20 protein-coding genes and 6 pseudogenes are annotated in these 22118 nt (G+C 57.1%); 7 read left to right on the top strand and 19 right to left on the bottom strand.

What is annotated here, in order from left to right; translation table 11 throughout:
* Window positions 1-333 precede the first annotated feature (333 nt).
* A complete protein-coding gene (locus ACVIN2_RS13455) occupies window positions 334-567 on the top strand; it encodes a hypothetical protein (protein ID WP_456765981.1) in 234 nt (77 codons plus the stop codon).
* Window positions 568-569: 2 nt separating this feature from the next.
* A complete protein-coding gene (locus ACVIN2_RS13460) occupies window positions 570-791 on the top strand; it encodes a hypothetical protein (protein ID WP_317245070.1) in 222 nt (73 codons plus the stop codon).
* Window positions 792-1434: 643 nt separating this feature from the next.
* Here ACVIN2_RS13460 and ACVIN2_RS13465 read toward each other — a convergent pair.
* The 5 genes from ACVIN2_RS13465 to ACVIN2_RS13485 all read right to left on the bottom strand — a co-directional run bounded on the left by ACVIN2_RS13465 (window position 1435) and on the right by ACVIN2_RS13485 (window position 3921).
* On the bottom strand, window positions 1435-1587 hold the full coding sequence (locus ACVIN2_RS13465; RefSeq protein ID WP_456765982.1) for a hypothetical protein: 153 nt from the start codon (window positions 1585-1587) through the stop codon (window positions 1435-1437).
* The gene (locus ACVIN2_RS13470; protein ID WP_456769711.1) at window positions 1584-2420 is read right to left on the bottom strand and encodes a HipA domain-containing protein; all 837 of its coding nucleotides are present in this window, start codon (window positions 2418-2420) and stop codon (window positions 1584-1586) included. The genes ACVIN2_RS13465 and ACVIN2_RS13470 overlap by 4 nt, the downstream gene beginning before the upstream one ends.
* Window positions 2305-2751: a HipA N-terminal domain-containing protein gene (locus ACVIN2_RS13475; protein ID WP_456765983.1), complete on the bottom strand. Its 447-nt coding sequence runs from the start codon at window positions 2749-2751 to the stop codon at window positions 2305-2307. The genes ACVIN2_RS13470 and ACVIN2_RS13475 overlap by 116 nt, the downstream gene beginning before the upstream one ends.
* Before the next feature lie 129 nt (window positions 2752-2880).
* Window positions 2881-3168: a helix-turn-helix domain-containing protein gene (locus ACVIN2_RS13480; protein WP_231188961.1), complete on the bottom strand. Its 288-nt coding sequence runs from the start codon at window positions 3166-3168 to the stop codon at window positions 2881-2883.
* Between the two features lie 405 nt (window positions 3169-3573).
* Window positions 3574-3921, bottom strand: coding sequence for a PilZ domain-containing protein (locus tag ACVIN2_RS13485; RefSeq protein ID WP_456765984.1), 348 nt, complete (start codon window positions 3919-3921; stop codon window positions 3574-3576).
* A 1422-nt stretch (window positions 3922-5343) separates the two neighbouring features.
* Here ACVIN2_RS13485 and ACVIN2_RS13490 point away from each other — a divergent pair.
* Window positions 5344-5859, top strand: coding sequence for a hypothetical protein (locus ACVIN2_RS13490; RefSeq protein ID WP_456765985.1), 516 nt, complete (start codon window positions 5344-5346; stop codon window positions 5857-5859).
* A gap of 2 nt (window positions 5860-5861) precedes the next feature.
* Here the strand turns inward: ACVIN2_RS13490 and ACVIN2_RS13495 are convergent, their stop codons facing one another.
* The 10 genes and pseudogenes from ACVIN2_RS13495 to ACVIN2_RS13540 all read right to left on the bottom strand — a co-directional run bounded on the left by ACVIN2_RS13495 (window position 5862) and on the right by ACVIN2_RS13540 (window position 14178).
* Window positions 5862-6065: a hypothetical protein gene (locus tag ACVIN2_RS13495; RefSeq protein WP_456765986.1), complete on the bottom strand. Its 204-nt coding sequence runs from the start codon at window positions 6063-6065 to the stop codon at window positions 5862-5864.
* Window positions 6062-7714, bottom strand: coding sequence for an IS66 family transposase (gene tnpC, locus ACVIN2_RS13500; RefSeq protein ID WP_456765987.1), 1653 nt, complete (start codon window positions 7712-7714; stop codon window positions 6062-6064). Before tnpC ends, ACVIN2_RS13495 begins: the two co-directional genes overlap by 4 nt.
* A 69-nt stretch (window positions 7715-7783) precedes the next feature.
* Window positions 7784-8131, bottom strand: coding sequence for an IS66 family insertion sequence element accessory protein TnpB (tnpB, locus tag ACVIN2_RS13505; RefSeq protein WP_456765988.1), 348 nt, complete (start codon window positions 8129-8131; stop codon window positions 7784-7786).
* Window positions 8128-8523: an IS66-like element accessory protein TnpA gene (gene tnpA / locus ACVIN2_RS13510; protein ID WP_456765989.1), complete on the bottom strand. Its 396-nt coding sequence runs from the start codon at window positions 8521-8523 to the stop codon at window positions 8128-8130. The genes tnpB and tnpA overlap by 4 nt, the downstream gene beginning before the upstream one ends.
* A gap of 667 nt (window positions 8524-9190) precedes the next feature.
* A complete protein-coding gene (locus ACVIN2_RS13515; protein WP_456765990.1) occupies window positions 9191-9442 on the bottom strand; it encodes a hypothetical protein in 252 nt (83 codons plus the stop codon).
* Between the two features lie 51 nt (window positions 9443-9493).
* Window positions 9494-10234: a DUF2569 domain-containing protein gene (locus ACVIN2_RS13520; protein WP_456765991.1), complete on the bottom strand. Its 741-nt coding sequence runs from the start codon at window positions 10232-10234 to the stop codon at window positions 9494-9496.
* 197 nt (window positions 10235-10431) lie between these two features.
* Window positions 10432-12234, bottom strand: a complete 1803-nt coding sequence (locus ACVIN2_RS13525; protein WP_456765992.1) for a helicase-related protein — start codon at window positions 12232-12234, stop codon at window positions 10432-10434.
* Window positions 12235-12582, bottom strand: a pseudogene (locus tag ACVIN2_RS13530) (DEAD/DEAH box helicase); the annotation flags it as partial.
* On the bottom strand, window positions 12491-13444 hold the full coding sequence (locus ACVIN2_RS13535; protein ID WP_456765993.1) for a hypothetical protein: 954 nt from the start codon (window positions 13442-13444) through the stop codon (window positions 12491-12493). The pseudogene ACVIN2_RS13530 and the gene ACVIN2_RS13535, both read right to left, overlap by 92 nt.
* Window positions 13444-14178, bottom strand: coding sequence for a Hachiman antiphage defense system protein HamA (locus ACVIN2_RS13540; RefSeq protein WP_456765994.1), 735 nt, complete (start codon window positions 14176-14178; stop codon window positions 13444-13446). The genes ACVIN2_RS13535 and ACVIN2_RS13540 overlap by 1 nt, the downstream gene beginning before the upstream one ends.
* 1111 nt (window positions 14179-15289) lie before the next feature.
* On the opposite strand from ACVIN2_RS13540, the gene ACVIN2_RS13545 reads away from it, so the two are divergent.
* From ACVIN2_RS13545 to ACVIN2_RS13560, 4 genes and pseudogenes are all read left to right on the top strand, one after another.
* Window positions 15290-15451: a hypothetical protein gene (locus ACVIN2_RS13545; protein ID WP_456765995.1), complete on the top strand. Its 162-nt coding sequence runs from the start codon at window positions 15290-15292 to the stop codon at window positions 15449-15451.
* 64 nt (window positions 15452-15515) lie between these two features.
* Window positions 15516-15944 carry a MarR family transcriptional regulator gene (locus ACVIN2_RS13550; protein WP_456765996.1) on the top strand — a complete coding sequence of 143 codons (429 nt, stop codon included), beginning with the start codon at window positions 15516-15518 and terminating at the stop codon, window positions 15942-15944.
* Between the two features lie 436 nt (window positions 15945-16380).
* Window positions 16381-17584 (top strand): annotated as a pseudogene (locus ACVIN2_RS13555) (diaminopropionate ammonia-lyase).
* 178 nt (window positions 17585-17762) lie between these two features.
* A pseudogene (locus ACVIN2_RS13560) lies at window positions 17763-17888 on the top strand (ATP-binding cassette domain-containing protein); the annotation flags it as partial.
* Here ACVIN2_RS13560 and ACVIN2_RS13565 read toward each other — a convergent pair.
* The 4 genes and pseudogenes from ACVIN2_RS13565 to ACVIN2_RS13580 all read right to left on the bottom strand — a co-directional run bounded on the left by ACVIN2_RS13565 (window position 17833) and on the right by ACVIN2_RS13580 (window position 22090).
* Window positions 17833-18405, bottom strand: coding sequence for a GNAT family N-acetyltransferase (locus ACVIN2_RS13565; protein ID WP_456765997.1), 573 nt, complete (start codon window positions 18403-18405; stop codon window positions 17833-17835). The pseudogene ACVIN2_RS13560 and the gene ACVIN2_RS13565 sit on opposite strands and share 56 nt — an antisense overlap.
* Window positions 18406-19776: 1371 nt before the next feature.
* A pseudogene (locus ACVIN2_RS13570) lies at window positions 19777-20058 on the bottom strand (aminotransferase class III-fold pyridoxal phosphate-dependent enzyme); the annotation flags it as partial.
* Window positions 20055-20686 (bottom strand): annotated as a pseudogene (gene bioD / locus ACVIN2_RS13575) (dethiobiotin synthase). The pseudogenes bioD and ACVIN2_RS13570, both read right to left, overlap by 4 nt.
* A 185-nt stretch (window positions 20687-20871) precedes the next feature.
* Window positions 20872-22090 (bottom strand): annotated as a pseudogene (locus tag ACVIN2_RS13580) (8-amino-7-oxononanoate synthase).
* Between the last annotated feature and the right edge of the window lie 28 nt (window positions 22091-22118).

The raw sequence follows: 22118 nt of genomic DNA on the forward strand, positions 1-22118 counted from the left end.
TCCATGAACCACTTAGAAAAGATTGCCGGCTGTTCCCGATCCGTAATTGATCGTAAACAATGCGATGGCAACAAACGGGCCATGGAAACCGAACGCCCGCGCAGGCCGCTTTTTAACCAGTATCACCGGCAAATGCTCGACCCTCTTGGTGACCGCGATTGGGTGTCTTCTTCGAGGCTTCCCGATCACCCCGGAACGACGCTCGCTCTTTTACGAAACGGATGGATGGAGCGACGCTCAACCGGCGAAGCTGTCGAATATCGTATGACCGCAGCCGGTCTGACAGAACTTAGCCGCCCCCGATAACCCGCAAACCGGTGGGAAACGACGAACGTGTCAAAAGCCATGGAATTGATCGTCACTGGCTACGTGAAACTGCGGGACCGACGGGCTCTAGTCGACTTGCTGGCGCATCGGCGCAAGGTGCTCGCCCAGTTGGAAGCCGTGTCGGGCATCAACCCAGAAAACGCGGCCAAAGCAATCCAAGAGGAATTGGCGGTGATCGAAGCCGGCCTCGAAGAACTCAATGCTCCGCCCGGCTCGCTGCCTGAGAAAGAGTGGAGCTAGGGATGCGCGTTAACAAGATCAATTGGGACAAAATCGGCCGGGTAACGGAGCCGGGTCGATACAAGTGCTTCTTCGGATATCTAACCGTTACTTCAGAGGACATTGAGGTGTGGGCCCGCTACCCCGACGCGACATTCACCTTGACTGCCCGGCCGACGACCGACCAATCGCTGGGCGAAGATTACCGTCTAGGCGCGCTCGACATCGGCAATCCTCAACAGTAGGACGGTCCGCCGTCGTCGCCTGCGGCCCAGCCCCGACGAGCGGCGAACGCTTATCTACCCCACTTCAAATATCAGGTGAAATAGCCCACAAATTATTCCCGGCTTATGCGCCAGGCAGTTTCACACATTATCTCTGGCAAATTGGTTGGCTTCCGCCCGAGTCAGAACTCTTCACCAGTACCGGGCCTAGCTTGTTAGGTGTGTCGCTCTCGCAACGTCACAATTGTTCCATTGGCCCTCGAATCGATTTTGACTTCACAGGGTGGCGAGTCCGGCGTTTGATTGTAGCGACCCGGGATAAGGGTTTTTATCTCGAAGACATTTTGAGGCGGGTCCAAGAGGTCGCTGTCCAGCGCCAGCGGCCTCTTCGTTAGCTTTCATCGGGAGGGCCATCCGATGCCGATGCCAGTATGGGCTGTCGCTACGTCGATCGGCTGGACAGTCGCCGTGGCCGTGATCCTGCTCTATTTGATCTTCGGACGTGGCTAATCCGGCGCCCCCTAAGCGGGGCGAGACGCCTAAACGTCATTGATTTGGGGCCGCGTCAAAAAGACGACCTACGAGCGTCCTACCGAATTAGAAAAGCCCGCAGAAGAAAAATCGCTGTCGGTCGGAGCTTTGAAGGACATGCCGTATGGTGATGCTACCCGCAGCGACTGCGCGGCTGCCACGGATCGCGAGCACCCACTGACATCGTCGATGTCGACATCGACATCGGCATGCCGATCACTGTGGTGCTGATGCTGGTGCTGCCGATCATGATCATCATTGGCATCGTCAACGACATGTCGATCATGCTGCTGGCGGCGGTCGCCGGAACCTATGCCTCACCAGGAGTCGACGGCATTCCCCGGCTCTTGCGATCAGGTGCTCGGCGAGACGCCCGATGATGGCATTGTCCAATCCGTCTTTCCGGGCTTGCTTCCGTACAGCGGCTACAATATCGGGAAGCTGCTCGGCCATGGCAATCAGTCCGGTGATCACCTTGTCAGGATCGAGCCGCGTTTCGCGCGCGAACTTCTGCCAATCGCGCAAACTAATCTGGCTGAGCTTGTAGTCACCGCCGATTTTCATCGCGAGCTTGATCTTCTGAAGATCGACGTCATCGTAGGGAAGAATGCTGGCGATGTCGTAGAGCGGGGCGAGCCGTACATGAGGGCCTCCGGCCAGCAGCAGCGAATAATTCTTGGCATGCGCATCCGTACCCGCGATCAGCCAATTTAAGCTTAGCGCGTCGACAAACGTGTCAACGTCGGCGACCCGATCCGTGGAGTAGGTGCGCAAAAGCTCGATCACATCGGCAGGGCTTGGTCCGCCATCGTTTTGATACTTCATGGTCGGCAGGATGCCGAGCGCCTGGCAGATATCTTCCTGGTGGACACGGACGATCTCGTTCCCACTGAACTGCCGGTCGTAGCGCTCGATGACAATGGCGATTTCCTTTCCGAAACGCATCACCTGGGTGTCGGCGACGGGCAGACCGAGACTGCGCGCAAGTATGAGGCAGATATGTTCATTTTCCGCGTGCCCATCGAAATGGCCGGTCGGCGGTTTGAGGATATGCGCGGTCGGAATGCGCCCAGAGGGAATTGCCTTTTTGCAGAAGCAAGGCGGTTTTGGGTTGAGCACCCGCAAGGCTGAATTGTCCGTTGTCGCGCGGCAATCGCCAGGCGGCGTGATCCTCGCGTAAGGTTTGCAGGCGTTTGGCGATCGCCGTCTCATCAAGCCATTCGACCTTGTCTTGGGCCCCGCTTCGCAAGGCGCCCAGCCGATCGGGCGTGACGAACTGAACGGCACCCGCGCAGTCCTCGCCGACATGGGAAATAAGGGCAAACACGTTGCGCGCGGACACCTGAAATCTTCGGGCCCACCTTTCCAGCACGCGCTCGTTGTCGGGCAGGAGTCCCCAGAGGAAGGCCTGCACGGCGGAAGGACCGTGCTCTTCGGCCGCGAGCGGCATGGAGCGATAGCGGATAGGCTCCCTCGGCCCGGCGCCAGTCCTTGTCATAGACAAGGGTGAGCCGGCCGCGGGCGTCATTGCGCACGCGGCCGATTTCCCGATCATCGAGCAGAGCAACAAGTTCGCTCGTCATGCCCTTTTTTTCCTGGCCTTGGCCACGATGGCGTTGATATCGACGGCTGGCCTGGTGGTCCCGCGGGCTGGCGTTTGTTCGGTGCCCGCATCCAGGCGGATGTCCAGGGCGTCGAGGGCGCGAAGGATCAGCCCGAGCTCAGCGCGCGGGTGACCGTGCTCAACCTCGATCACCCATTGGCGGCTGACGCCAATGCTCTTGGCAAACGTCGATTGATCGAGTTTGAGCTTCTTGCGCCGGTCGCGAAGGATCGCGCCGAGTTCGGCCGGTGTGCGTATGAGCATGGGACATCCAAATGTCTACGTTCGCTTACTTTAGCATAAGTCGGCGTTCGTTGACAATTTGTGAATGTCAGCGATCGATGACAAAGTTGAATGTCATCAAATGCTGACTTAGTGCCCAACTGTTCGAAGCAGGTAGTCCGCATTTGCGGCGATATGGCGTGTTCCGGAACGACTATACCGCTGCAGCGCTACGGGGAGCACTACGTCCTGAGACCGCCGCCGGCATGTTCTCGGGCGCCGTTCAGGCAAATCGCATAAGGGTTCGATACCCGGGATGGACCGCCCCTACAATGAGAACGCAGATGAGGGGCATCGCTGCTGCCGGGTAGCGTCGATTCAGGAGTGAGTTGGGAGGACGACCCTCCTCATTGAATCAATTCGAACCGGATTTGGTTTCTCTGGCAATTAGCCCGAGCGGATATTCCGGCTGGTTACAAATTGGACCCCGATTTCCGAGCCGTCCAGTCGAATCAACTTGCATCGTCGGTAAGCTAATCCGACGGTTGAAAGCAGCAGGAAGAACTGGCGAGCTTTGAGCACGTCTGGCGATCCATGCATTCGAAGGCGTGCTCCAGTGTCGGAAACGTCGATGAGAATGCAATCGCGCCGCCACGTGCCGTCTAGACCTAAAAGGGTTGCCCGGTACTCGTGCTCGAAGTGAACGCGCTTTGATTTTCGCTTATCCCACATCCAATGGCTTTCAGTCCAGACCGGGCGAAGCGGAGTCAAATTGCTCCTCATCTGGCCTCGCATCTGCAATCAAATGAAAATGACAACTACCAAGAGGCAAAATATCTGTCGGCTTGATACGATAGCGAAGATACTGAAAGCGGACGCAGCTCTCGCCACCACTTTCCGAAGATGGTTCGTGCGGGTTTGAGCGACGTAGTTGGAGAAGCTCCGGGACAACAGCGATTGACGTCTACAAAGATGGCAACACGACCGACCAACTCACTTTACGTGAAGACGAGCGGAAGCAGAGTTGCGCAACTCCAGTTGCCGACGGCACCAGAAGCTGCTGCTGACAAGATCAACAATGCCCATGAACGAGCTCAATTTTGGCGAGGAGTAGAGATCAGGTAATCCTCGGTTCGCCTCATCATGAAAGATTATTCAAATACGGCGCATAATTCCTGCTGGTCTCCCAATGGGCCGCTGGTTTCCAGCACGATCAGCGAGCAGTGCGCCGCATTCCCGCACCGTTCAACCCTGTGGCGCGTAAGGGGACGCGATCGCTAATCGGCAGTAGAGTAGAGCACCTGCGTTCAGATGCAGAGCAGGACTGTCGAACGCGGCGACGTCTTGGGCGCGGCACAATCGCGACGCGAAGCCCATCTGCTTCGTAAACAACTAGGCTGATGCCGCCCAATTTGAGCGCCGATTGCTACTACTCACTTTCGATCGCCCTCTGCGCGCAATGGACGCCTCTACAGTAGTCTAGGCACGGGCGAAAGATCATAGGTCTGAAATCGTTTTTGACTTCACAAGTGGCGAGTCCGGCTTTTGATTCTGGCGGTCCCCAAGTAAGGGCTTTTATCTCGAACAGGGTTTGAGGTAACTTCAAGAGGCCGCTGTCCCCCGCCAGCAGTGTCGTCGGGAGAGTTCGTTCGATGCCAATCCAAGTATGGCTCTCGCCACGTCAATCGGTTGGACATTGGTCGTGGCGGCGATCCTGCTCTGCTTGATCTTCAGCCCTGGCTAATCCGGCGCCTTACGAGGGGCGAGACGCCTAACCGTCGTGATTGCGCAGCCGTGTCCACCGGAGCGCCGGGTGAATGGGGTGGGCAAGAGTATGGTATGCGCGACTTGGCAATCTCATGAACATCGCCGATGGATGAAAGTTCGGCAGGTCAATGACCTTGCGAGCAAACCAACGACCGTCAGCAATCCTATTCAACGCAACCATTCGTAACGCCATTTGTGCAGCCTTTTGTATTTAGGCCGCGCAAATCCTCGTGGTGTATCAATAAGATGCTGAGAACACGCGGAGTTATCCGCAGCCTTGGTACAGTTGGGTGGGTACTGCCACCCGCCGAGCAAAACACTGATAAGACTAGCCTTTTTACGCTCGTCTGATTTCCTTTTGTATAGCGCTTTTGTATTCGCTTCAACTCGATATCGTTCCCGCGTTGGGGAGTCTCCTGATTCTAATCCCGCTGATGAGAGCTACCGTGAATGACAACGCCGTTCGAGATTTCCTTGGTCCACCAACTCGGCCAAGATTCGGTTCGCATGGCGAACGACTGGTTCTTCAAGTGGCATAACATCAACATTCCGAACCACACGGTCGACGTGGAGGACTTTTATGGCGGGCGCATCCGCGTCGGGGGCATCCTTTTCCAAGGACAGATACACGACATTTATTGGTCTTCAGTGGGCAAGCATTTGGTGGATCGTGTCCACAGCGGCTTTCGTCAATGGAAGGCGGAATGTGCATCGTACCCGCCCGATTTGAAACGGTCATTTCTGGATACGTTAGAGCGCTCATTGAACGGGTATATCGCCCGCATTGTTCAGGAGGCGACAACGACCGATCAAAGATTACGGGGCAATGGCAATCCCGCCAATGTTCCGTTCTACAACACCTCTGAAACGCACAGCCGCGCAAACGTCGAGGTCGTGAGGCTTAAGGTATCCATTCGGCGTAGGCCGCAGGGCTACCGCCTGAGTAGTCCGGGGTTCTCTTTATAGAACTAGATGAGCTCGATCAGGTTGTCGATGCCGAAGTCGGTGAACGCCTGAACGCCGTCTTCTCCGACGCCATAGACCCAGATGACGCCATCCTCGATCTCCATCTCGTTGGCGATGTCCCACAGCCAATCTTCGTCTTCGCCGAGGTCTTTGGCGACCTTGGTGATGGTGGTGACGTGATGGACCTTGTTGACCTGGGTGGTCATGCCGCCGCTCGAGCGGAGAGCGCAGACGCTGACGTCCAATTCCAGGGCAGAAGTTCGTCCAGCCGATGAGCCGGATGAGCGGCGATGCGGGCGAGGACATTCGTGAGCCACACCTGCGGATCGATGCCGTTGATTTTGGCTGTGACGATCAGGCTGTACATAGCTGCGGCGCGCCGCCCTCCGCGATCAGATCCGCAGAATAGCCAGGACTTCCGCCCAAGAGCGATGCCTCGCAAGCCCGGTTCGGCGGCATTGTTGGAGAGACACACGCGGCCGTCCTCGAGGAATAGGGTGAAGCTCGCCCAGCGCTTCAGGATATAGTTGAACGCCTTAGCCAGGTCGTGCCCCCGAGACAGCTTGGCAAGCTGCTCCCGCATATAGACCTGGAGGTCCTCGACCAGAGGCCGGCTCAGCGTCTGCCGAACCCGAAGGCGCTCCTCGGCACTCTTGCCGTTGATGGACCGTTCGATCTCGAACAGCGCATCGATCCGCCGCACGACCTCGATCGCGATCGGCGAGAGCGGGATTTCCTTTTTGCCGGTGGCCCTGCGCCGGGCATTCTCTTCGATGTCGGCCATCGCGAAGAACGGGCGCCGTCCATGCGACCAGCAGGCAGCCTCCCGGATTGGCCCGGCTTGGCGTCCCGGCAGATAGAGCTGGTTGTACCCGTCATAGGCGTCGGCCTGCAGGATGCCGGCATACCGGGCCAGATGCGCTTGGGGATGCTCGCCCTCGCGGTCGCGCGAGTAGTAGAACATCGCCGCCGGCGGGTCCGTGCCCCCAAATGGCCGATCGTCGCGGATGTAGATCCAGCACCGTCCGGTGTCGGTCTTGCCCTTGGCCAGGACCGGTACCGTCGTATCGTCAGCATGAAGGCGCTCGGCCGCCATGACGTGGGCTTCCACCAAGCGCAGCAGAGGATCCAGCGAGGCACAGACCGCCCCAACGGCATCTGCCATGGTCGACAGTGCGATCGGCACGCCTTCCAGAGCGTAGCGCTCCGCCTGGCGGTTGAGCGGCTGATGCTGGCCGAACTTCTCAAACATAATCATGGCCAAGAGGCTCGGACCAGCCCACCCCCGAGCAACGGCATGGAACGGCGCTGGCGCCTGGCTGATCTTCTCGCAGTCGCGGCAGGAGAACTTCTCGCGGACCGTCTCGATCACCTTCCACTGGCGCGGCACCACTTCTAGCGTGCGGGTCACGTCCTCGCCGAGCTTGCGAAGACGATTGCTGCCGCAGCATTCACAAGCCGTAGGTCCGTCGATCACTACCCGCTCCCGGGGAAGGTGCTCGGGGAAGGTCTGGCGCTCGGCGCGCTTGCGCGTAAATCCGCGCACCGTGGTCGACCTGGCCACGGCCCATTCCGCCGCCAGCTCGTCCTCGGTAGCGTCAGCTTCCAGCTCTTCGAACGTCAGCGCCAACTGCTCGATCAGCCGCGCCGAGCGCTCCGACCGTTGTCCGTAGATCTGATGTTTCAGCTTGGCGATCTGCAGCTTCTGCTGGGCAATCAGCGCCTCGTCTTCCGACGCTTTCGCGCGGGCGACCGCGAGCTCGGCGGCGACCTCCAAAGCCTTCGCGCGCTCGACTGCCAGCGCCTTCTTCAGGGCGGCAACCTCATCCGGAACAGCGTCGCGATCAGCATGCATGCGATGCAGTGAATCACAGATTGGACGCGATGGGATTCCCCAAAATGCAAGAAGCTACAGATTCGGCGCTCAGCCCGCGCTTTGTGGCCGCCAGCTCAGTTGCGGATTCCGCCAGTCGATGCCTTCTAGCATGTAAGCCATCTGGGCCGCCGAGATCGACACCGCACCGTCCGACGCCGAGGGCCAGATGAACTTGCCACGGTCCAGGCGCTTGGCATACAGCGACATGCCCAACCCGTCATGCCAAAGAATCTTCACCAGATCACCGCGGCGGCCCCGGAAGATGTAGAGATCGCCGGCATGAGGATCGCGCCTCAAGCTCTCCTGAACCGTGAGAGCCAAGCTTTGCATGCCGCGACGCATGTCGGTGTGGCCAGTGGCGATCCAGACCCTGACGCCGCTTGGGATCGGGATCATCGTCGTCTCAAAACTTCAAGAACCCGCTGCAGCGTCTCGGTGTCTACGTCCCGGTCAACGCGCACGCGACAGCCGCCGCCAAACTCGATCTCGATGATTCCAGTCCTTGCGCGCTGCGCCGGCGGGGAAGAGGCCGGTTGTGGCGCGTCACTCGAGATCGGAGACGCCACCGGCGTGATCTCGACGGGAACGAGAGCTGGCACGGAATCTCCGGCCAGCCGACCCTGGCGCGCTTGTCGACGCCACGTGAACAGCAGGCTGTGAGCCATCCCGTGCCGGCGCGCGACGCCGCAGACTGTCTCACCAGCCTGCAAGGTCTCTTCGACAAGGCGGACCTTCTCGTCGTAACTCCATCGCCGCCGACGTTCGGCGCCCAACACATTGACCTGCATTCGCCACGTGACCTTAAAGCTAGACTTAAGGTCAAATCCTCGGGCCGCCTCCCAAACTAAACAAGGCGGCCGCCGCCGGAGAGATACGGCTTAAGGCCGCCCACCTCGCTCTTATCCCTCACGAGCAGCTTCCGCCGAAGGTCTCAATGATGAAGCGTATTGAGGAGCACCTTACTAAATGGCGGGGTTTATACACAGCGCTGGGCTTGCTCGTAGCAGTAGCCGGATTAGCAGCGAAGATGTTTCTCTAAGATCGGTTCATCGAAGTGCGGCTATGCCGGTGGACACTTCAACTCAGAGCGATCAGTGCAGCCACAATGATGCAAGCGCCGACGATTGAGTTGAAGTAATATGGGTGAACGAGCGCGGTCTCTAACCAATTGCTCCTTTCGCCAACGAGTCCATCGATTTCATCCTTTCTAAGCGCTCCGGGTTGCAGCCCCGTTTCATAGAAATTCTGCTGCAAGCGCTTGACCCGTCTCTCGAAGCGTTCCCGTGCTTTAAAGAACAGGCGAGCACGCCAATTTAGAACAGACACAAATGCTCGGGTGTCGTCCGCATTCCAGCCACCAATATCCCAACCGAGTTTGCGCGAGAGCCAGACGATCCGCCCTTTTTTTTACAACTTCCCGAGCCTCTTCTTTCGAGACCCTTGGCAGGTACAACATCAACGATCCAGAAGAAGACTGCCTGATAGACCCACATTATCAAGAACCAAACCCCCGCTGTCAAAAGGGCAAGAGCCTCCAATCGTGACATACGCCAACACGATTTTGACGAGCAGACTGTAACCGGTCTGCTGCGCAACGATTATGGCAATCGCAACAACGACGAAAAATGTTAGCCTTCCACAGACGATCAGCGGGAAACTGAGCAGTCGAAAGAGTTTGTGTGCTCGATAGTCAAGCATTCCGAACATGAAGTCTCCCGCAACTGCCGATGCAACTACGCTATGCCCCGTCTTTCATGTTCATTTCGTAAACGTGTTCGCGACCCGGCGTGACCGCATGACGTACGGTATCCAAATCAGCGCGCTGATGACGGCGACGATTAGCTGACCACCATCTTTCTCATCGAGGTGAAAGCTGCTTCCAAGTGACTGTCCAGTCGTCGCTCCAATGATGAAGGCTACCCAGAGGGCATCGAGTAACGGCATGCAGATTACGGTGATCATCTGCAAAACAAAGGCGCGCGGAAAATGGCGCGAATATTGGAAAAAGAGCACTATGGTGCAAATTACGAGCGAGACAAACACAGCGTTCAAGAACGCCTCGCCCCACATCGCTGTCGGGAATTGCTTCCATATTTGCTCGTCAATTGATGTGTAGTACTGCCCCAATGACACGAGCAGGCGGAGCAGCCCTACAACCTGGCCGAACGCCACAAGTCCGAGCCATCCCCCGATCCCAGTCAATTCCGGCTTGACGTTCTTGAACGCAGCGGCCTCCTCAGCTCCGACCACAGGCATTCGGACAGCCGCTTCCGCCGATGTTGGCGGTGAGGAAGATGTCGCGGGCTTCAAGGGCGGCGGCCGGAACAACTGCTGAGCGACCTCACGAACGTTCTCGGCTGCTTTCCATTCGTCGAAGCCAGAGCGCCAAATCATGACCCGGCGCGGATCGGCAACTCGTGAGAGAAGCGGCAATAGCTCACTGAGCGACAACGGCCCACGTGTATTTCCGCCTTCCGCGTAAGACCAAAGTTCAGACATCGAACGCCCCCGTAGTCCCATAGCCTTTGGCGACAGCTGGACGTCACACGAAATCGACGCCCAAGGACCTACCGAGATTCGACACGCGCGAGACAGAATCCCATCTCCCAGTCGCAAGGCGGTTTTGTTGTCTAATCGACGAACTCCCTGCCGCCGATAAATTGTTCTCAAGCAGTTTCCGAAACACTCGACGAACTTTACAAACCTTGTGGCGTGCTCTCTCGGAGACGCCGATGGAGCCCCCTAAGAGAGGGATCAACTCTCCTTACGTCCCCTCCCCTAACTGCTCGCTCTATCTCGGACCATTCTTTAGCAACGAGCCAAGCTGAAATGTCGGCGGACACGCGCTCGCGCTTATAGCGCTCCGCAAGTCGCGTTGCATCGACGCGCTCGATACCCAGGTCGAGAACTAGTTTAAGGGCATCGAAATTTGGCACCCCTTCGGCAGCAAGCACCGACAGCGCGCTCAAACCATCACCAAGCGGGATCGAACGCAGCTTTGCCTCGTACTGGAGTAATTCGTGCATTCCAAAGAGACCCCATGGCAGCAAATATTGCATTCGCCCATAAACATTGTTGACCATTCGGCCGAACGACGCCCCCCTGTCGACCTGAAAGCTTGCCAATGGTATTCCGCGAATCCATTTTTCTGCTAGGAACGCTATCGCACCCCCAAGCGCAGCCCCTTCAAACGCTATCAGATGCTTGGCTACCGGCCCGATCAAGTACCCCAATCGGTCGAAATTCCTAACGTACCCAGCCGTGACGACGTTACCGAACTGTTCAAGCTGCCAGTTTTCCCTTGTCTTCAGCCAAGCATAGAGAATCTGCTGGGCTTCTAACGACCAACCTACTCGGGCAGCGATTTCCACAAAATCTGGATCACCTGCAGTCGCCCGGGATACAACGCGGCGCTGCTGCTTACCCAACTCCGTGGCGAATCTTACGGTTGCCTCTGGCATTTGGCGCGAGGCCAACAACTCACTTACGAACTCGGGGGCTTCGTCCGTGTTCAACGAAATCAAGCCACTAGAATTTGCGTGCGCGTAGCCTACCCTCACGATGTTGATTAATGCCCGGATCGACCTCGCTTCTTCAGATGCCTTGTTATCGATTTTGATTGCCGCCAGCGAAACGTCTTCGAGGGAGACCAAATCTATTTTGCCTTGCTCCACAAGACGATCTAGGCGTTCAATTCCAAGCGCAAGCGCAGAGCGCACAGGCGGAATGTCGACCAAAGCGACCTTCATGTAGTCGTCGAGCCGATATTCACTGAGATTGTCTGTCCAAAGGCTCGGTCGGAAAAGAATGCAATGCCCTTCAGAGTCCACACCGAACCGCCCGGCACGACCCGCAATATTCCATAAGGATCGCGGCGTAAGCTCGAATTTCTTAGAAACGAGCGTCTCGACGACCACGGTCGAGAACGGAAAGTTAACCCCTTCCGCCAAGGTGGTTGTTGCACATATAACGTCAACCTTGCGAGACCGTATGGCTTCCTCAAGCCCCTGACGCACTCTCGGCGGCATTTGCGCATGATGGAAGACAACCCGCTTTCGATAAAGTGCCCGCAATTCCGATTCAGGATAAAGCTCTCGTTCTATCCAAGCATCTAACCGCTCGGATATTTCATCTTCGAGTTCTTGGGTTTCGCTTCGCAGCTCCGCAACATAACCGGCAACCTCTTCTGCTGCGGCTGGGCTGGAGCAAAGCACAAGGACAATGCCGCTCTTCGCCAAGTGATTTGCTAGTACCGCCAACCCGCGCCGCGGATGTTGTGGCAAAGTCCCATCGGACAACAACCCATAGGGAGCTCCGCTAAAACTCAGAACTGCGGCGCCCGTTGCAGTCCTCTCAAGCACGCCCACTCTGAGCTTGCTAGTGCGCCAATCAAGCATTACCGAATGCGAGGTTCCTCTTAGCGAAATCCAGTCCGTCAGATCTTCGATATTCGGAGCTACAGCCGAGAGTTGGACAATTCTCGCATCGTCAGAGATCATCTTTCTAAGTCGCCAAAGATAAAATTCTAGGAGGACCCCACGCGGTCCCTGCTCGATGTGATGGGCTTCATCAACTATGACTAGGCAAACGCGCTTGAGAAATGCCGGCTCAATCCGAAGCAGCAAATCTGCTCGTTCCGGCGTAAATACGATCACATCCGCGTCGTCAGACGAAATTGGAATTCGGTCGTGCGCGACGAGGTGGGCGCCAGCTTTCAGGACCGTTAGACCGAGACCTACAAGTGCCGCTTGAAGGTCATCTCCGACTTGATGAACGAGCGCACGACTGGGACAGATGTAAAGCACCTTCCTTTGAGGATTTTTTGCGAATGCGTCGGCTATAAGCAGCCTTGTGAGAGCTGTCTTTCCGGTGCCGGTTGGAGCAGCAAAGCCAAAGCTTGAAAAATTTTTGGTCTAAAAGACCCTCTCTTAACGCACGGACTTGGGCTGGCCAAAGCTCCAATGGAAGCCCGATTGTGCGCAAGCCAGCCGGATCAAGGGGCGACAGCGTCGGCACCAAAGTTAGCGAGCTGTTTGCCTCCCGCAATTCTATCAGCCGCGAGATAGCCCGCAGATCGTCCCCCGACAGTCCGACTGAATAGTGCCCCGCTACGTGCACCAAGATTTCGAAGTATTCAGATAGGCTCTTGTCGTTGCGTTGCTGTAGTCGAAGCGCAGCCTCTTGAACCAAGTCGCCTATCGCTTGCTCGAAAATCGGTTCTTCAGCACCCTTAAGTTTCGGCTCTGCACGGAGGCGGGCAAGAGCGGCTTCGGAGTTCTGTGCCGTAGTACCCCAAAGGGATTCAGGAGAACGATTAAAAAACTCGCGAACCCGCGGGTCAAAACCATTACGGGACGCAAGGGAGGCGCTCGCTCCTGGAAGACCGGCGAGATCATACAACACAATCGCCTTAAAGAGAGCAGCGTGAGACTGCTGGTGGTCAACTCCCCCAGAAATAGATAGCGAAGCTTCGATATCCGCAGCCAGTTGGCACAGGCGGCGCTCCGATCCCGCTCTCGGGTTATCCCAGGCGGGGGCGCTACCAATAACGGCTTGTGAGAAGCGCTTTAGGTTGGCGCGCTGTTGGGTAGACAACGGTTCACTGCTCAATCCTAGTCGAACCAGCAGTAGATTGCGTTCGAGTTGGCGGTATCCATCCTGAAACCAGTGTTGGTTGAGACAGTTCGTCAATTCTGTTGCGCTGAACATCAGGCGAGCGCCGCCTTTACCGCATCCCAGTAACCATAGCTCTCCGCCGCGAGCGAGGCGAGGTCGCTCACGACAAGCGCGTAGTAGTCGAAGTGCGCTCCGCATGACGCTGTAAGAATGAAGTCGTCATCGTCCGGGTTCACCGTCGACGCGTTGGTGACGCTTACGCCCAGCAGCTTGAGATTTGATGGCCCCGGCGGAGTAAGATCTGATCGTATCTGCTTTTGGTCAGCTTCGGAAAAGTTTGCGGTTAGATTGTCTCTGATACGAGCAAATTCGAACCGCGGATCGTCTGCGGCATATGCGTTCAACGACGTGAGCATCTGGCTCAGTATTCCAGATTTGTGCTTTTTTGTCGGCGTCTTCTTTGTTGGCAGTATGCTCGTCTTTGCTTCCACGAACAGATATTCGAAATGAGGCTGACTTGTCTTCACAAACAAGCCGTCCATCTTATGAACATTAGTATTCTGAGACGTTGTCAGGGTGAGCTTGCTGTAAAGACGCCGGTAGCTGAGTTGGCTCTCAACAAAATGCGCCGCAAGAATTTCACCGCAATGGCTGTTTCGGAACGTCGTTGACGTGGGCGCGGTCGCAGCCAGATCTAAAATGGCTTCCAAAGCGGAATTCTCGGAAGTGAAATCATCCGCAATCCCCTTAGTTGGGCGGTAGTGGTAAGGCAGCTGTCCTGAAAGGTGTTTCCCGAGCTTATAGCCCTTGTGCTGATCATGCAGCACGGCTCGGTTTCCAGTTCTGGACCAAACCATCTTTCCGTCTGAAACAGTTAGAACAATTTCCGACGCGATAAAGGCGCTCAATCGGCCAGTCATCCGAATCCCTAAATTGAACGGCGCGACCATCGCTCAGAAGGCGCGCATTGTCGAGGTGCCTCAACCGATGCAACCTTGTACTTCAGTGGGTACTCCGCTTGGCGTCTATCTCCCATCTCAAATGCACTGCGGTGCAGCAAACACCGTTCTCGTACTATGCGTTGCGGGAATCCCAGCGATTCCTGATGTCGCTAATGGACCATTGGGCTTTACGCCGCTGGTCTGCTTAGCTCGCGCTTGCTGCCTAGCCTCGCGCTCCCCCGGTCCATCCATGCAGAAATGAAACGCTGGGATTCCAAAAGCGGCGGTGTTTTCCTAGCGGACTGTATCTAATTCTCAGGAATACGATACAAAGTGATGAGGCAAGTCTTGGTAAAACCATCGAAATCCATTCGGGCATTTGCCTATCTCAGGACCTCATCAGCCGCCAACATCGGCGAGGATAAAGACAGCGGTCGCAGGCAACTTCAGGCAATCGAGGGATTTGCGAAGCGCGGGGGCATCGAGCTGGTTGGCACCTACCACGATGAGGCGGTGAAGGGCTCCGAAAGCAGAAACGTCCCAAGGGCGAACTCCAATCGAACATAAACGTGAACGGATTTTCGCAGACGTATACCACGCTGGGCACGAGGCACCGAGCACCGCCAATTGGGACTACGCAACGGTCGATTTGTGAAACAGGGCGACGTTCGATGCTGTACAGTAACGATTGGTCGATATTGATCAATGCAACGAGTGCCGCGTTGACGCTTAAATTCCGCGTTCGAGCGCTTCTTTCGACGGATTTCACCACACTGATTGTCCGAAAATTGCGAAGCATTTGGGGTCTGCAAGCCAGCGCGAGCGCTTTGCCGAAGACATCTTCGAAGGGCGGCCCCGGATCTTGCGGCGGACGGATCGGCCGGTCTGCGGGGTGCGCAGCATGGCGGTCGTTGTCCAGCCTTCGTAGGCCAGCTGGCGGAGCGCGCACGCGTATTTCGATGAAGCGATATGGTCGGCGAAGCCGTCTAGTTATTTTATGCAGAACGCTGCTGTGGTCTCGGCTGGCGGCGCTTTAGCTCAAACTGGGATTCGTCGCGTCGCTTTTAACCGCTACGACGACCCGGCCATCGGCGGTTCAAGCGACGCCAAGCTGATCGGGAGTTTGACGAAGAGCCCCGACGATGTGAGCGCGCTGTGAAGTTTGATTGGGTTCGCGCGGACAGCATTGTCCCTAAATCTGCTTAAGTGGAGACAGACAGACGATGCCGCCGGATTTACCCAGCCCCGCAAGACAGCTCGCCGGTAGCTCTGCCGAGATTCAGGAAGTGGTCCGGCGATTCACGTGGGAGATCAGATCGATCAATTTGTGTCTGGAGGAACTTCGCCAATTCCGCGGCGATGTACTTGGGATTACTGGGCCACAGTGGATGATCTTGATGGCCTTAACGGAGTTGGACCGAGAAGGCGGTGTCCCGGTCAACGTCGTGGCCAAATTGATGCACGTTGAGCCTTCGTTCGTTACGAGCCAATCAAAGCTGCTCGAGAAAAACGGCTTCCTGCGGCGCAAGCCCTGCGCACGCGATGGCCGGGTCGTAAAGATGTCGCTGACGGACAAGACTTTCAAGCATCTCACGAGCGTCGCGGCACAACAGGAAGCACTCGATGAATTTGTTTTTGGATATCGGCAGTAGCGAATTGACCGAGTTCGCTGATAGGCTCACAGCACCCAGGAATCGCCTAAAGAAAACTCGCTTGAAAGTCGCTCTGGAGTTCTTAGGACCAAAAACAAACAACTTTCGAAAATTGTGCCTTGCTCATGTCTAATCAATTTCCCATGTTCAAGATTTTCTTAAAGAACCGTGGGGAAGGTGGTTGTGGTCGGTCTTCACGACCGAAGGCCCGCTGGTTGTGACAGGTTCAGGAAGCAGCCGATCCGCTGCCAGGTATGACGCCAATAGGGCGATTTTTCTATGCTGCAGAACGCGCCGTATCGTTTGCGACTTTCGGCTCGAGGGTCCAAGCTGATCAAGGAGCTCTCCCTCGGGTATGAATCTTGCAAAAAATGATTCCAGAAGGCTTTTCTAACTGAAGTATTCCATGCAAAGCGCTCCCGAGAAAAGCCAAATCATGTTTCTCCTCAAACAGCCGATCGACCATCGCACGCCCCTCGATGCCTCGGACGCCGACACGTTGAGCCTCGAAGCAGCTCAGGAGGTCGAGCGGCTTCTCAACCATCGCGATGGTCACAAGGAAACCCGCTTATTTCTTTGCCAGGCTCTGCCCGCGAGATTGGAGTGGGTTCGATCCATCTAAAGGACGAAGGCCAACGTCTCGGGCTTGGGAGTTTCAAAGCCTTAGGCGGCTCTATGCAGTGAATGCCCTGGTGCTCGAGGAAGCAACTCGGCAGCTCGGTCGCCATCTTGACGCGTCCGAGCTGCACACAGCTGAAGTAAAGACCGTGGCAAGACGTATGACGGTCTCTTACGCCACGGATGGCAACCATGGCAGATCAGTTGCCCAAGGTGCCCAGCTTGTTGGCGCAAAATGCGTCATCTTCGTTCATTCAGGCGTGAGCAACGAGCGCATCGCCGCCATCGCCCGCTTTGGCGCGCAGATGATCCGTGTCGACGGCAACTATGACGATTCTGTCGTCCAAGCATCGCGAGTTGCGGCACAAGAAGGATGGATCACAGTGTCTGACACGTCCTGGCCCGGCTATGAGCGGATCCCACGTTTTGTAATGCAGGGATATACCGCACTTGCGAGCGAAGCACTACGCCAGTTGCCGGAGCCGCCGACGCACGTCTTCCTCCAGGCAGGAGTCGGTGGCATCGCCGCAGCCGTTGCTGGACATCTATCAATTCTGTTGGGCGACACCGCCCCTTCTTCACAGTTGTCGATCCCTCGCGGGCAGCATGCCTCTTCGAAAGCGCGCGCGCCGGTCATCCTGTCAAGGTAGATCATGGGCAACCGACCGTGATGGCGATGCTCGAATGCTACGAGCCTTCGCTCGTCGCTTGGCGCATCCTTTCGCGCACGGCGGATGCTTTTATGACTGTCGACGACGAGGACGCAATCAGCGTGATGAAACGACTGGCAAATCCGAGGATGGCGATCCCGTTGTCGTTGCAGGCGAAAATGGTGGTGTTGGCCTCGCAGCACTACTGAAGGCTCTTCTGACCTGACCTTGCGTGGCAAGGTCGGTCTTGGACCCAATGCACGGGTCTTTCTGATCAACACCGAGGGCGCGACAGATCCTCTCCTGTACGAACAGCTCATCGGTGCGACGCCAGCGCAAGTGACCTCGAAGAATATTAAACCGGTCAACTGATGGGGCGAGCTCGTGAGCCTTTCGTAAGCCCGTCCCATCCGTACGCCTTGGGACACCGGCCAGCGTTCCGCCCTTACAGAAGGCTCATCGCCGCGCAGGGGTTTATGTCCCTTCGAGCTGGGCACGCGGATTGGCTCACTCACAATGAGGGGTTTGAGATGCGCCGGTTCTCTCTGACTTGTCGGCCGGACTCAAACCCGGCACTACAAACTTCATCGCGGGTCAATCGGGCGCCGGCAAATCGACGCTCACGCAAATCTCGCAGAAGTCGAATCCGAGCGAAAGCGGCCCAGTGCGCGTTGCTGCCGAGGATCTAACCGCGAGCTGCCCGCAGCATCACGTTTCGCACGTTGACCAGGTAAGCCGTGTAACGGCAACTTGAGGCGTGGCCCGATCTCTGCAAAACCGGCCTTCAGGTATAATGCTGAGTTGGGGCTACGGCTCCACATTGGTTGCCTCGGCGCCCCCACTTCGAGCTGGCCCCAGCCTTTTACCGTCCCTAGGCCCACCGCAGCCTCAATGAGACGCATCGCGACCCCAGACGACCGCTGATCCGGCACCACGTAGAGTTCGGTGATAATACCGTAGGTTCCGCCCGCAAAAAGGGCGGCGCTTTCCGACAACATAATGAGGCCGACCGGGCGTGACTCCGTGAAGGCCAAAAACCCATGGACGCGCTCTTTCATGGCCAAGAGGTCGACAACGAGCTGGGTATCTGGTCCGCCCTGCTTTTGTCCGCCCTCAAGTTCGGCAAGTAGGGCGGCAACCATGTGAGTCACCGTTGTAGCGTCGCCGTTAGAGACTTCACGCGTGGTCACCATGTCACATCCTCTTTCAAGTTTTACCAATGTACGACCTGGTCCAGCGGCGGCATCGGGGCAGGAACCTGCCGCAGCACCCGATCCAAAACAGATATGCCGCAGGGTTGAAGGTCAGATGACGTTTAGTTCACACCGCGGTGATAGCGTCTATGTGTCGCTCCCAGCTAAGCTAAAATATCTGGGAAACTCGAAAGATAACTTGCCGAACATCGTGATGATCGCACGGAGGTCTCTTCTTCTTTGGACTTGCGTGTCGCCCAACATCGGGCGGATCGTGTTCATGCGCGGACGTTACAGGAGCGAGGCTAACCGCTTGCGAACAGGCTCACGGATTAGGGTCTACTCTCCCCCCCTCGTAGAAAGCTCGAACGGCAGGCCGACCCGCGATTTGCCGGATCCAGTCTCGATCAATCAGATTTGACGGTCCCATGACGGTGGTTGCGCGCGTGGCGGAAAAAACGCTCATCCGTCCGCGGGAATAATTGAATTACTCACCTTGTCGAAGCTGTTGTTGGGGATCATGAGCGTCCCTACCGCCGTCATTGCTGGCATCTATGCTCTCAGAGAATCGTGGAACACGCGAGTCCATGGCACACTGTTTTCGGTAGTGTTTAGATAATCAGTTTTTCTAATTTCTCATCGGACGCGCCATTTGTTGCCGCGCCGATGAAGAACATCACGGGACGCCCGACGAACGCGTGCAACTTGGTCGTTGAGCTCGCGATTGAGGCCGGCTTCTCTCGTGTTCCTCGAATAGACAACATCCCGTCCTGATGAGCCGGGTTCACCGCCTGCCATCGCATTGCCGTTAAATGCTTTGAGAGCATCGTCGGGCCGTATCGCGCGAGACGTTTCTATCGTTCACTTGGATCACTTTACGATCTGTTTGTTGAAAGACTGTTCTATGCTTGCGGACACGCGTTACTCCGTGAGAACGTCGCGGAAGATCGCTCAGGCATAAGCGGTAGGCTTCTGCCATCCCAAAATCAGGAAGTGCTGCACGAGGACGAACCGTAGCGGCTATGCGCGCCTACCACTCCTGTCGGCGCGTAAACGGCACGGATGAGGCAGACGTCTGAAGTGACTTACGTCACTTTCCTACATTCCTATGACGGGAGCTTGCCGGCTCAGGCGCGATTCCGCCTTCATCATTGCACCGGGTAGCATGAAGGACGGCTTAGTTGGTTCGGGATTATATCCAATCTGCGCCATCGTGACATTCCGCCATCAGCGTATCGGCATCCTCTGCAGCGGCGCCGTCGGAACGATGTTGAACGACGTGATAGCCATTGTCGTGCAGGTACCGTAGGAAGGCGGGCTTCATCGCGGCGGTATGTGCCTTGGCGTCGTGAAGCAGAATGATCCCCCTGCGAGCTTCAAGAGTTGCGCAGCAAGCTCCTCCGCCGGTTCGTGGGTGTAGCCTGCGAAGATGATCTGGTTGAGCTTGCCTGCCTGTTCCTGGTTGGCGCTCACGACATGTGGAATGCAGTGACCGTGGGTCACCACCCACCAGGATGATATGGCATCGATAATTCAGCGACCGTCAGCGGTGCGGAGATAAGCGCCATCTCCCCGCACAACTTTTGTCATCTCCTCTTGGAGCGCATGTTGTGTGAACGGGTGCCAGATCGGCGACTTCGGCTTCGTCGTCATTGCTTGAATTGATCGGCATGGAAAGCGGTTTTGAACGCGGCCTGCAGCGTGTCTGCCGCGAGGGGAGACAGCCAGGGCAATCGCCCTAGCCAACGCGCCCGCCCAATCTCGCGAACTGCGATCTGGGTCTCAGGATTGGGTTCCCCAATGAAGGCTATCCCAAGAATGGGGATCTGGCGTTTTCGCAGAGCCTCTATCGACAGCAACGAATGATTAATGGTGCCAAGTGCCGTGCTCGCGCAAAGCACGATTGGAAGTCGCCATCGCTCGAACACATCAATGTAGAGTGTATCGCCCCTGAGCGGCACCATCAGGCCGCCAGCGCCCTCAATCACCAACGGTCGCTCCCGGTGTCTGGCACATTGAGCGAATCTGGCTCAATGCGAACTCCGTCAATTTCAGCGGACTGACGTGGCGAAACGGGAGTGCGAAGTCGGTAAAGCTCCGGCATGATGCGATCGGGCGAGAGACCGCCGAGCCGCGCGACAAGTTCGGCATCAGTCTCTCCTTCGAGACCGGCCTGAATCGGTTTCCAATAGTTGGCGCCAAGGAGATCGGCGAGCCCCGCGGAAAACACCGTTTTCCCGATTCCGGTGTCTGTGCCTGTCACCACGATCCGCTGACCCATCGAGCTTCACCTCTCGTCTCTTCAATAAACGCGCCGAGCCCTGAACGCACCTTGTCCGCTCCGACCTTGGTCGGCCGGAAGTCTTCATCTTTGCGTCCTATGTTGCCCGGACTCTGAGCCGAATTTCCGCAATGCTGGGCAGGTCGTTGCCGAATTCCGGAGCTAATCAGGAGATTGCAAAGCTTTCATCTCACAAGCCTCGAGGCTTCTGGGTCTGCCTGAGCAAAGCACGAGAGGCGTCTAAGTTCTGGAGCCCCTTCACCGCCTATTGCCACGCCGGCCTGAATCGGTTCGCAGCAGGCATCGAGCATTGCACGCACGTCAGCCTCCGCAAGCGTCAGTGAAATTCGCAGACGAGCCGTGCCCGCCGGCACAGTCGGCGGCCGGATTGCGCGAATATCGAAACCGCGCGCCTGCAGTCTCGATGCGAGCCGCATCGCACGCGCGTTGTCGCCCTGGATAGGGCACGATCTGCGACTCCGAGGAACTTCGCCCACTGGGCGCGCCAATCTCTCGATGCGTGAACGCGATCAGCTTGGCCAGCCGCTGCTGTCGCTTTGGTTCCTCCCGCAGCATGAAGAGTGCCTCCCGCACGGCGACGGCCATCAATGGTGAGGGCGCGGTGGCGAAGATGAATGGATGGCAACGATTGACCATGAAGTCGCGCAGCACGCCCGAGGCCACGACAAGCGCCCCGGCCGCTCCCAGTTCTTTGCCGCAGGTATGGACAACCAAGAGGTTCTCGCGCCTTTCATAAGGCGCGGTGAGCCCTCGCCCTGCTCCCCGTAAACGCGCGTGGCATGGGCCTCATCCACTACGACAAACGCATCATATCGATCCGCGATCGCGATCAGCTCTTTGAGCGGGGCGAAATCGCCATCCATGCTGTAGACACTTTCAACCACGATCCAGACGCGGCCCATTCCACCCGTGGCCCGCCAGTCACAAATTGTGCTTTCGACCGATTGAGTATCATTGTGGGCGGTTAGAGGAAACTCGGCCCGGCCAGCACGCGCCCCTTTCATGAACACTTGCGTGCACAAGAGAATCGAGAACAAGCAGATCACCCCGCTGAGGCAGCGTTGTCAGGCTGCAAGATTTGCGAGATAGCCCGCGGGAAAAAAAGCGCGCCTCCGCCCCAAAGAACCGAGCTGCTTCCGCCTCGACTGTTCTTCGCAATTGTCACGCAGGAGCCGCGACCCGCCGGCCCGACCGGGGTGCCCGCCTCGAGCGTGGCCGTGACAGCCTTTTTCATGCGCGGCGCGCTCGCCAGCGCCAGATAATCATTCTCGATGTGAAATCTGCCCCACTGCGCGGCTTGAGGCAGCGAAGACGGTCGTCTTCGTTCAGGGCCTGCAACTGCGCGACATAGTCGGCAACTTTGACCGCAAGGCTTAACGTCACTCTTCAACTCCCGGGATCGCGCAAGAAA

The organism is Bradyrhizobium sp. USDA 3650 (assembly GCF_054057395.1).

Bases quoted from the DNA above. Each gene is read 5' to 3' on its own strand.
- ACVIN2_RS13525 (WP_456765992.1), bottom strand. From the start codon at position 12,234: ATGATCTCTGACGATGCGAGAATTGTCCAACTCTCGGCTGTAGCTCCG.
- ACVIN2_RS13550 (WP_456765996.1), top strand. From the start codon at position 15,516: ATGCCGCCGGATTTACCCAGCCCCGCAAGACAGCTCGCCGGTAGCTCT.
- ACVIN2_RS13460 (WP_317245070.1), top strand. From the start codon at position 570: ATGCGCGTTAACAAGATCAATTGGGACAAAATCGGCCGGGTAACGGAG.
- tnpC (WP_456765987.1), bottom strand. From the start codon at position 7,714: ATGCATGCTGATCGCGACGCTGTTCCGGATGAGGTTGCCGCCCTGAAG.
- ACVIN2_RS13490 (WP_456765985.1), top strand. From the start codon at position 5,344: ATGACAACGCCGTTCGAGATTTCCTTGGTCCACCAACTCGGCCAAGAT.
- ACVIN2_RS13515 (WP_456765990.1), bottom strand. From the start codon at position 9,442: ATGTTCGGAATGCTTGACTATCGAGCACACAAACTCTTTCGACTGCTC.
- tnpB (WP_456765988.1), bottom strand. From the start codon at position 8,131: ATGATCCCGATCCCAAGCGGCGTCAGGGTCTGGATCGCCACTGGCCAC.
- ACVIN2_RS13495 (WP_456765986.1), bottom strand. From the start codon at position 6,065: ATGACCACCCAGGTCAACAAGGTCCATCACGTCACCACCATCACCAAG.
- ACVIN2_RS13475 (WP_456765983.1), bottom strand. From the start codon at position 2,751: ATGCCGCTCGCGGCCGAAGAGCACGGTCCTTCCGCCGTGCAGGCCTTC.
- ACVIN2_RS13520 (WP_456765991.1), bottom strand. From the start codon at position 10,234: ATGTCTGAACTTTGGTCTTACGCGGAAGGCGGAAATACACGTGGGCCG.
- tnpA (WP_456765989.1), bottom strand. From the start codon at position 8,523: ATGCAGGTCAATGTGTTGGGCGCCGAACGTCGGCGGCGATGGAGTTAC.
- ACVIN2_RS13465 (WP_456765982.1), bottom strand. From the start codon at position 1,587: ATGATCGACATGTCGTTGACGATGCCAATGATGATCATGATCGGCAGC.
- ACVIN2_RS13565 (WP_456765997.1), bottom strand. From the start codon at position 18,405: ATGGTGACCACGCGTGAAGTCTCTAACGGCGACGCTACAACGGTGACT.
- ACVIN2_RS13545 (WP_456765995.1), top strand. From the start codon at position 15,290: ATGCAGAACGCTGCTGTGGTCTCGGCTGGCGGCGCTTTAGCTCAAACT.
- ACVIN2_RS13485 (WP_456765984.1), bottom strand. From the start codon at position 3,921: ATGCGAGGCCAGATGAGGAGCAATTTGACTCCGCTTCGCCCGGTCTGG.
- ACVIN2_RS13535 (WP_456765993.1), bottom strand. From the start codon at position 13,444: ATGTTCAGCGCAACAGAATTGACGAACTGTCTCAACCAACACTGGTTT.
- ACVIN2_RS13480 (WP_231188961.1), bottom strand. From the start codon at position 3,168: ATGCTCATACGCACACCGGCCGAACTCGGCGCGATCCTTCGCGACCGG.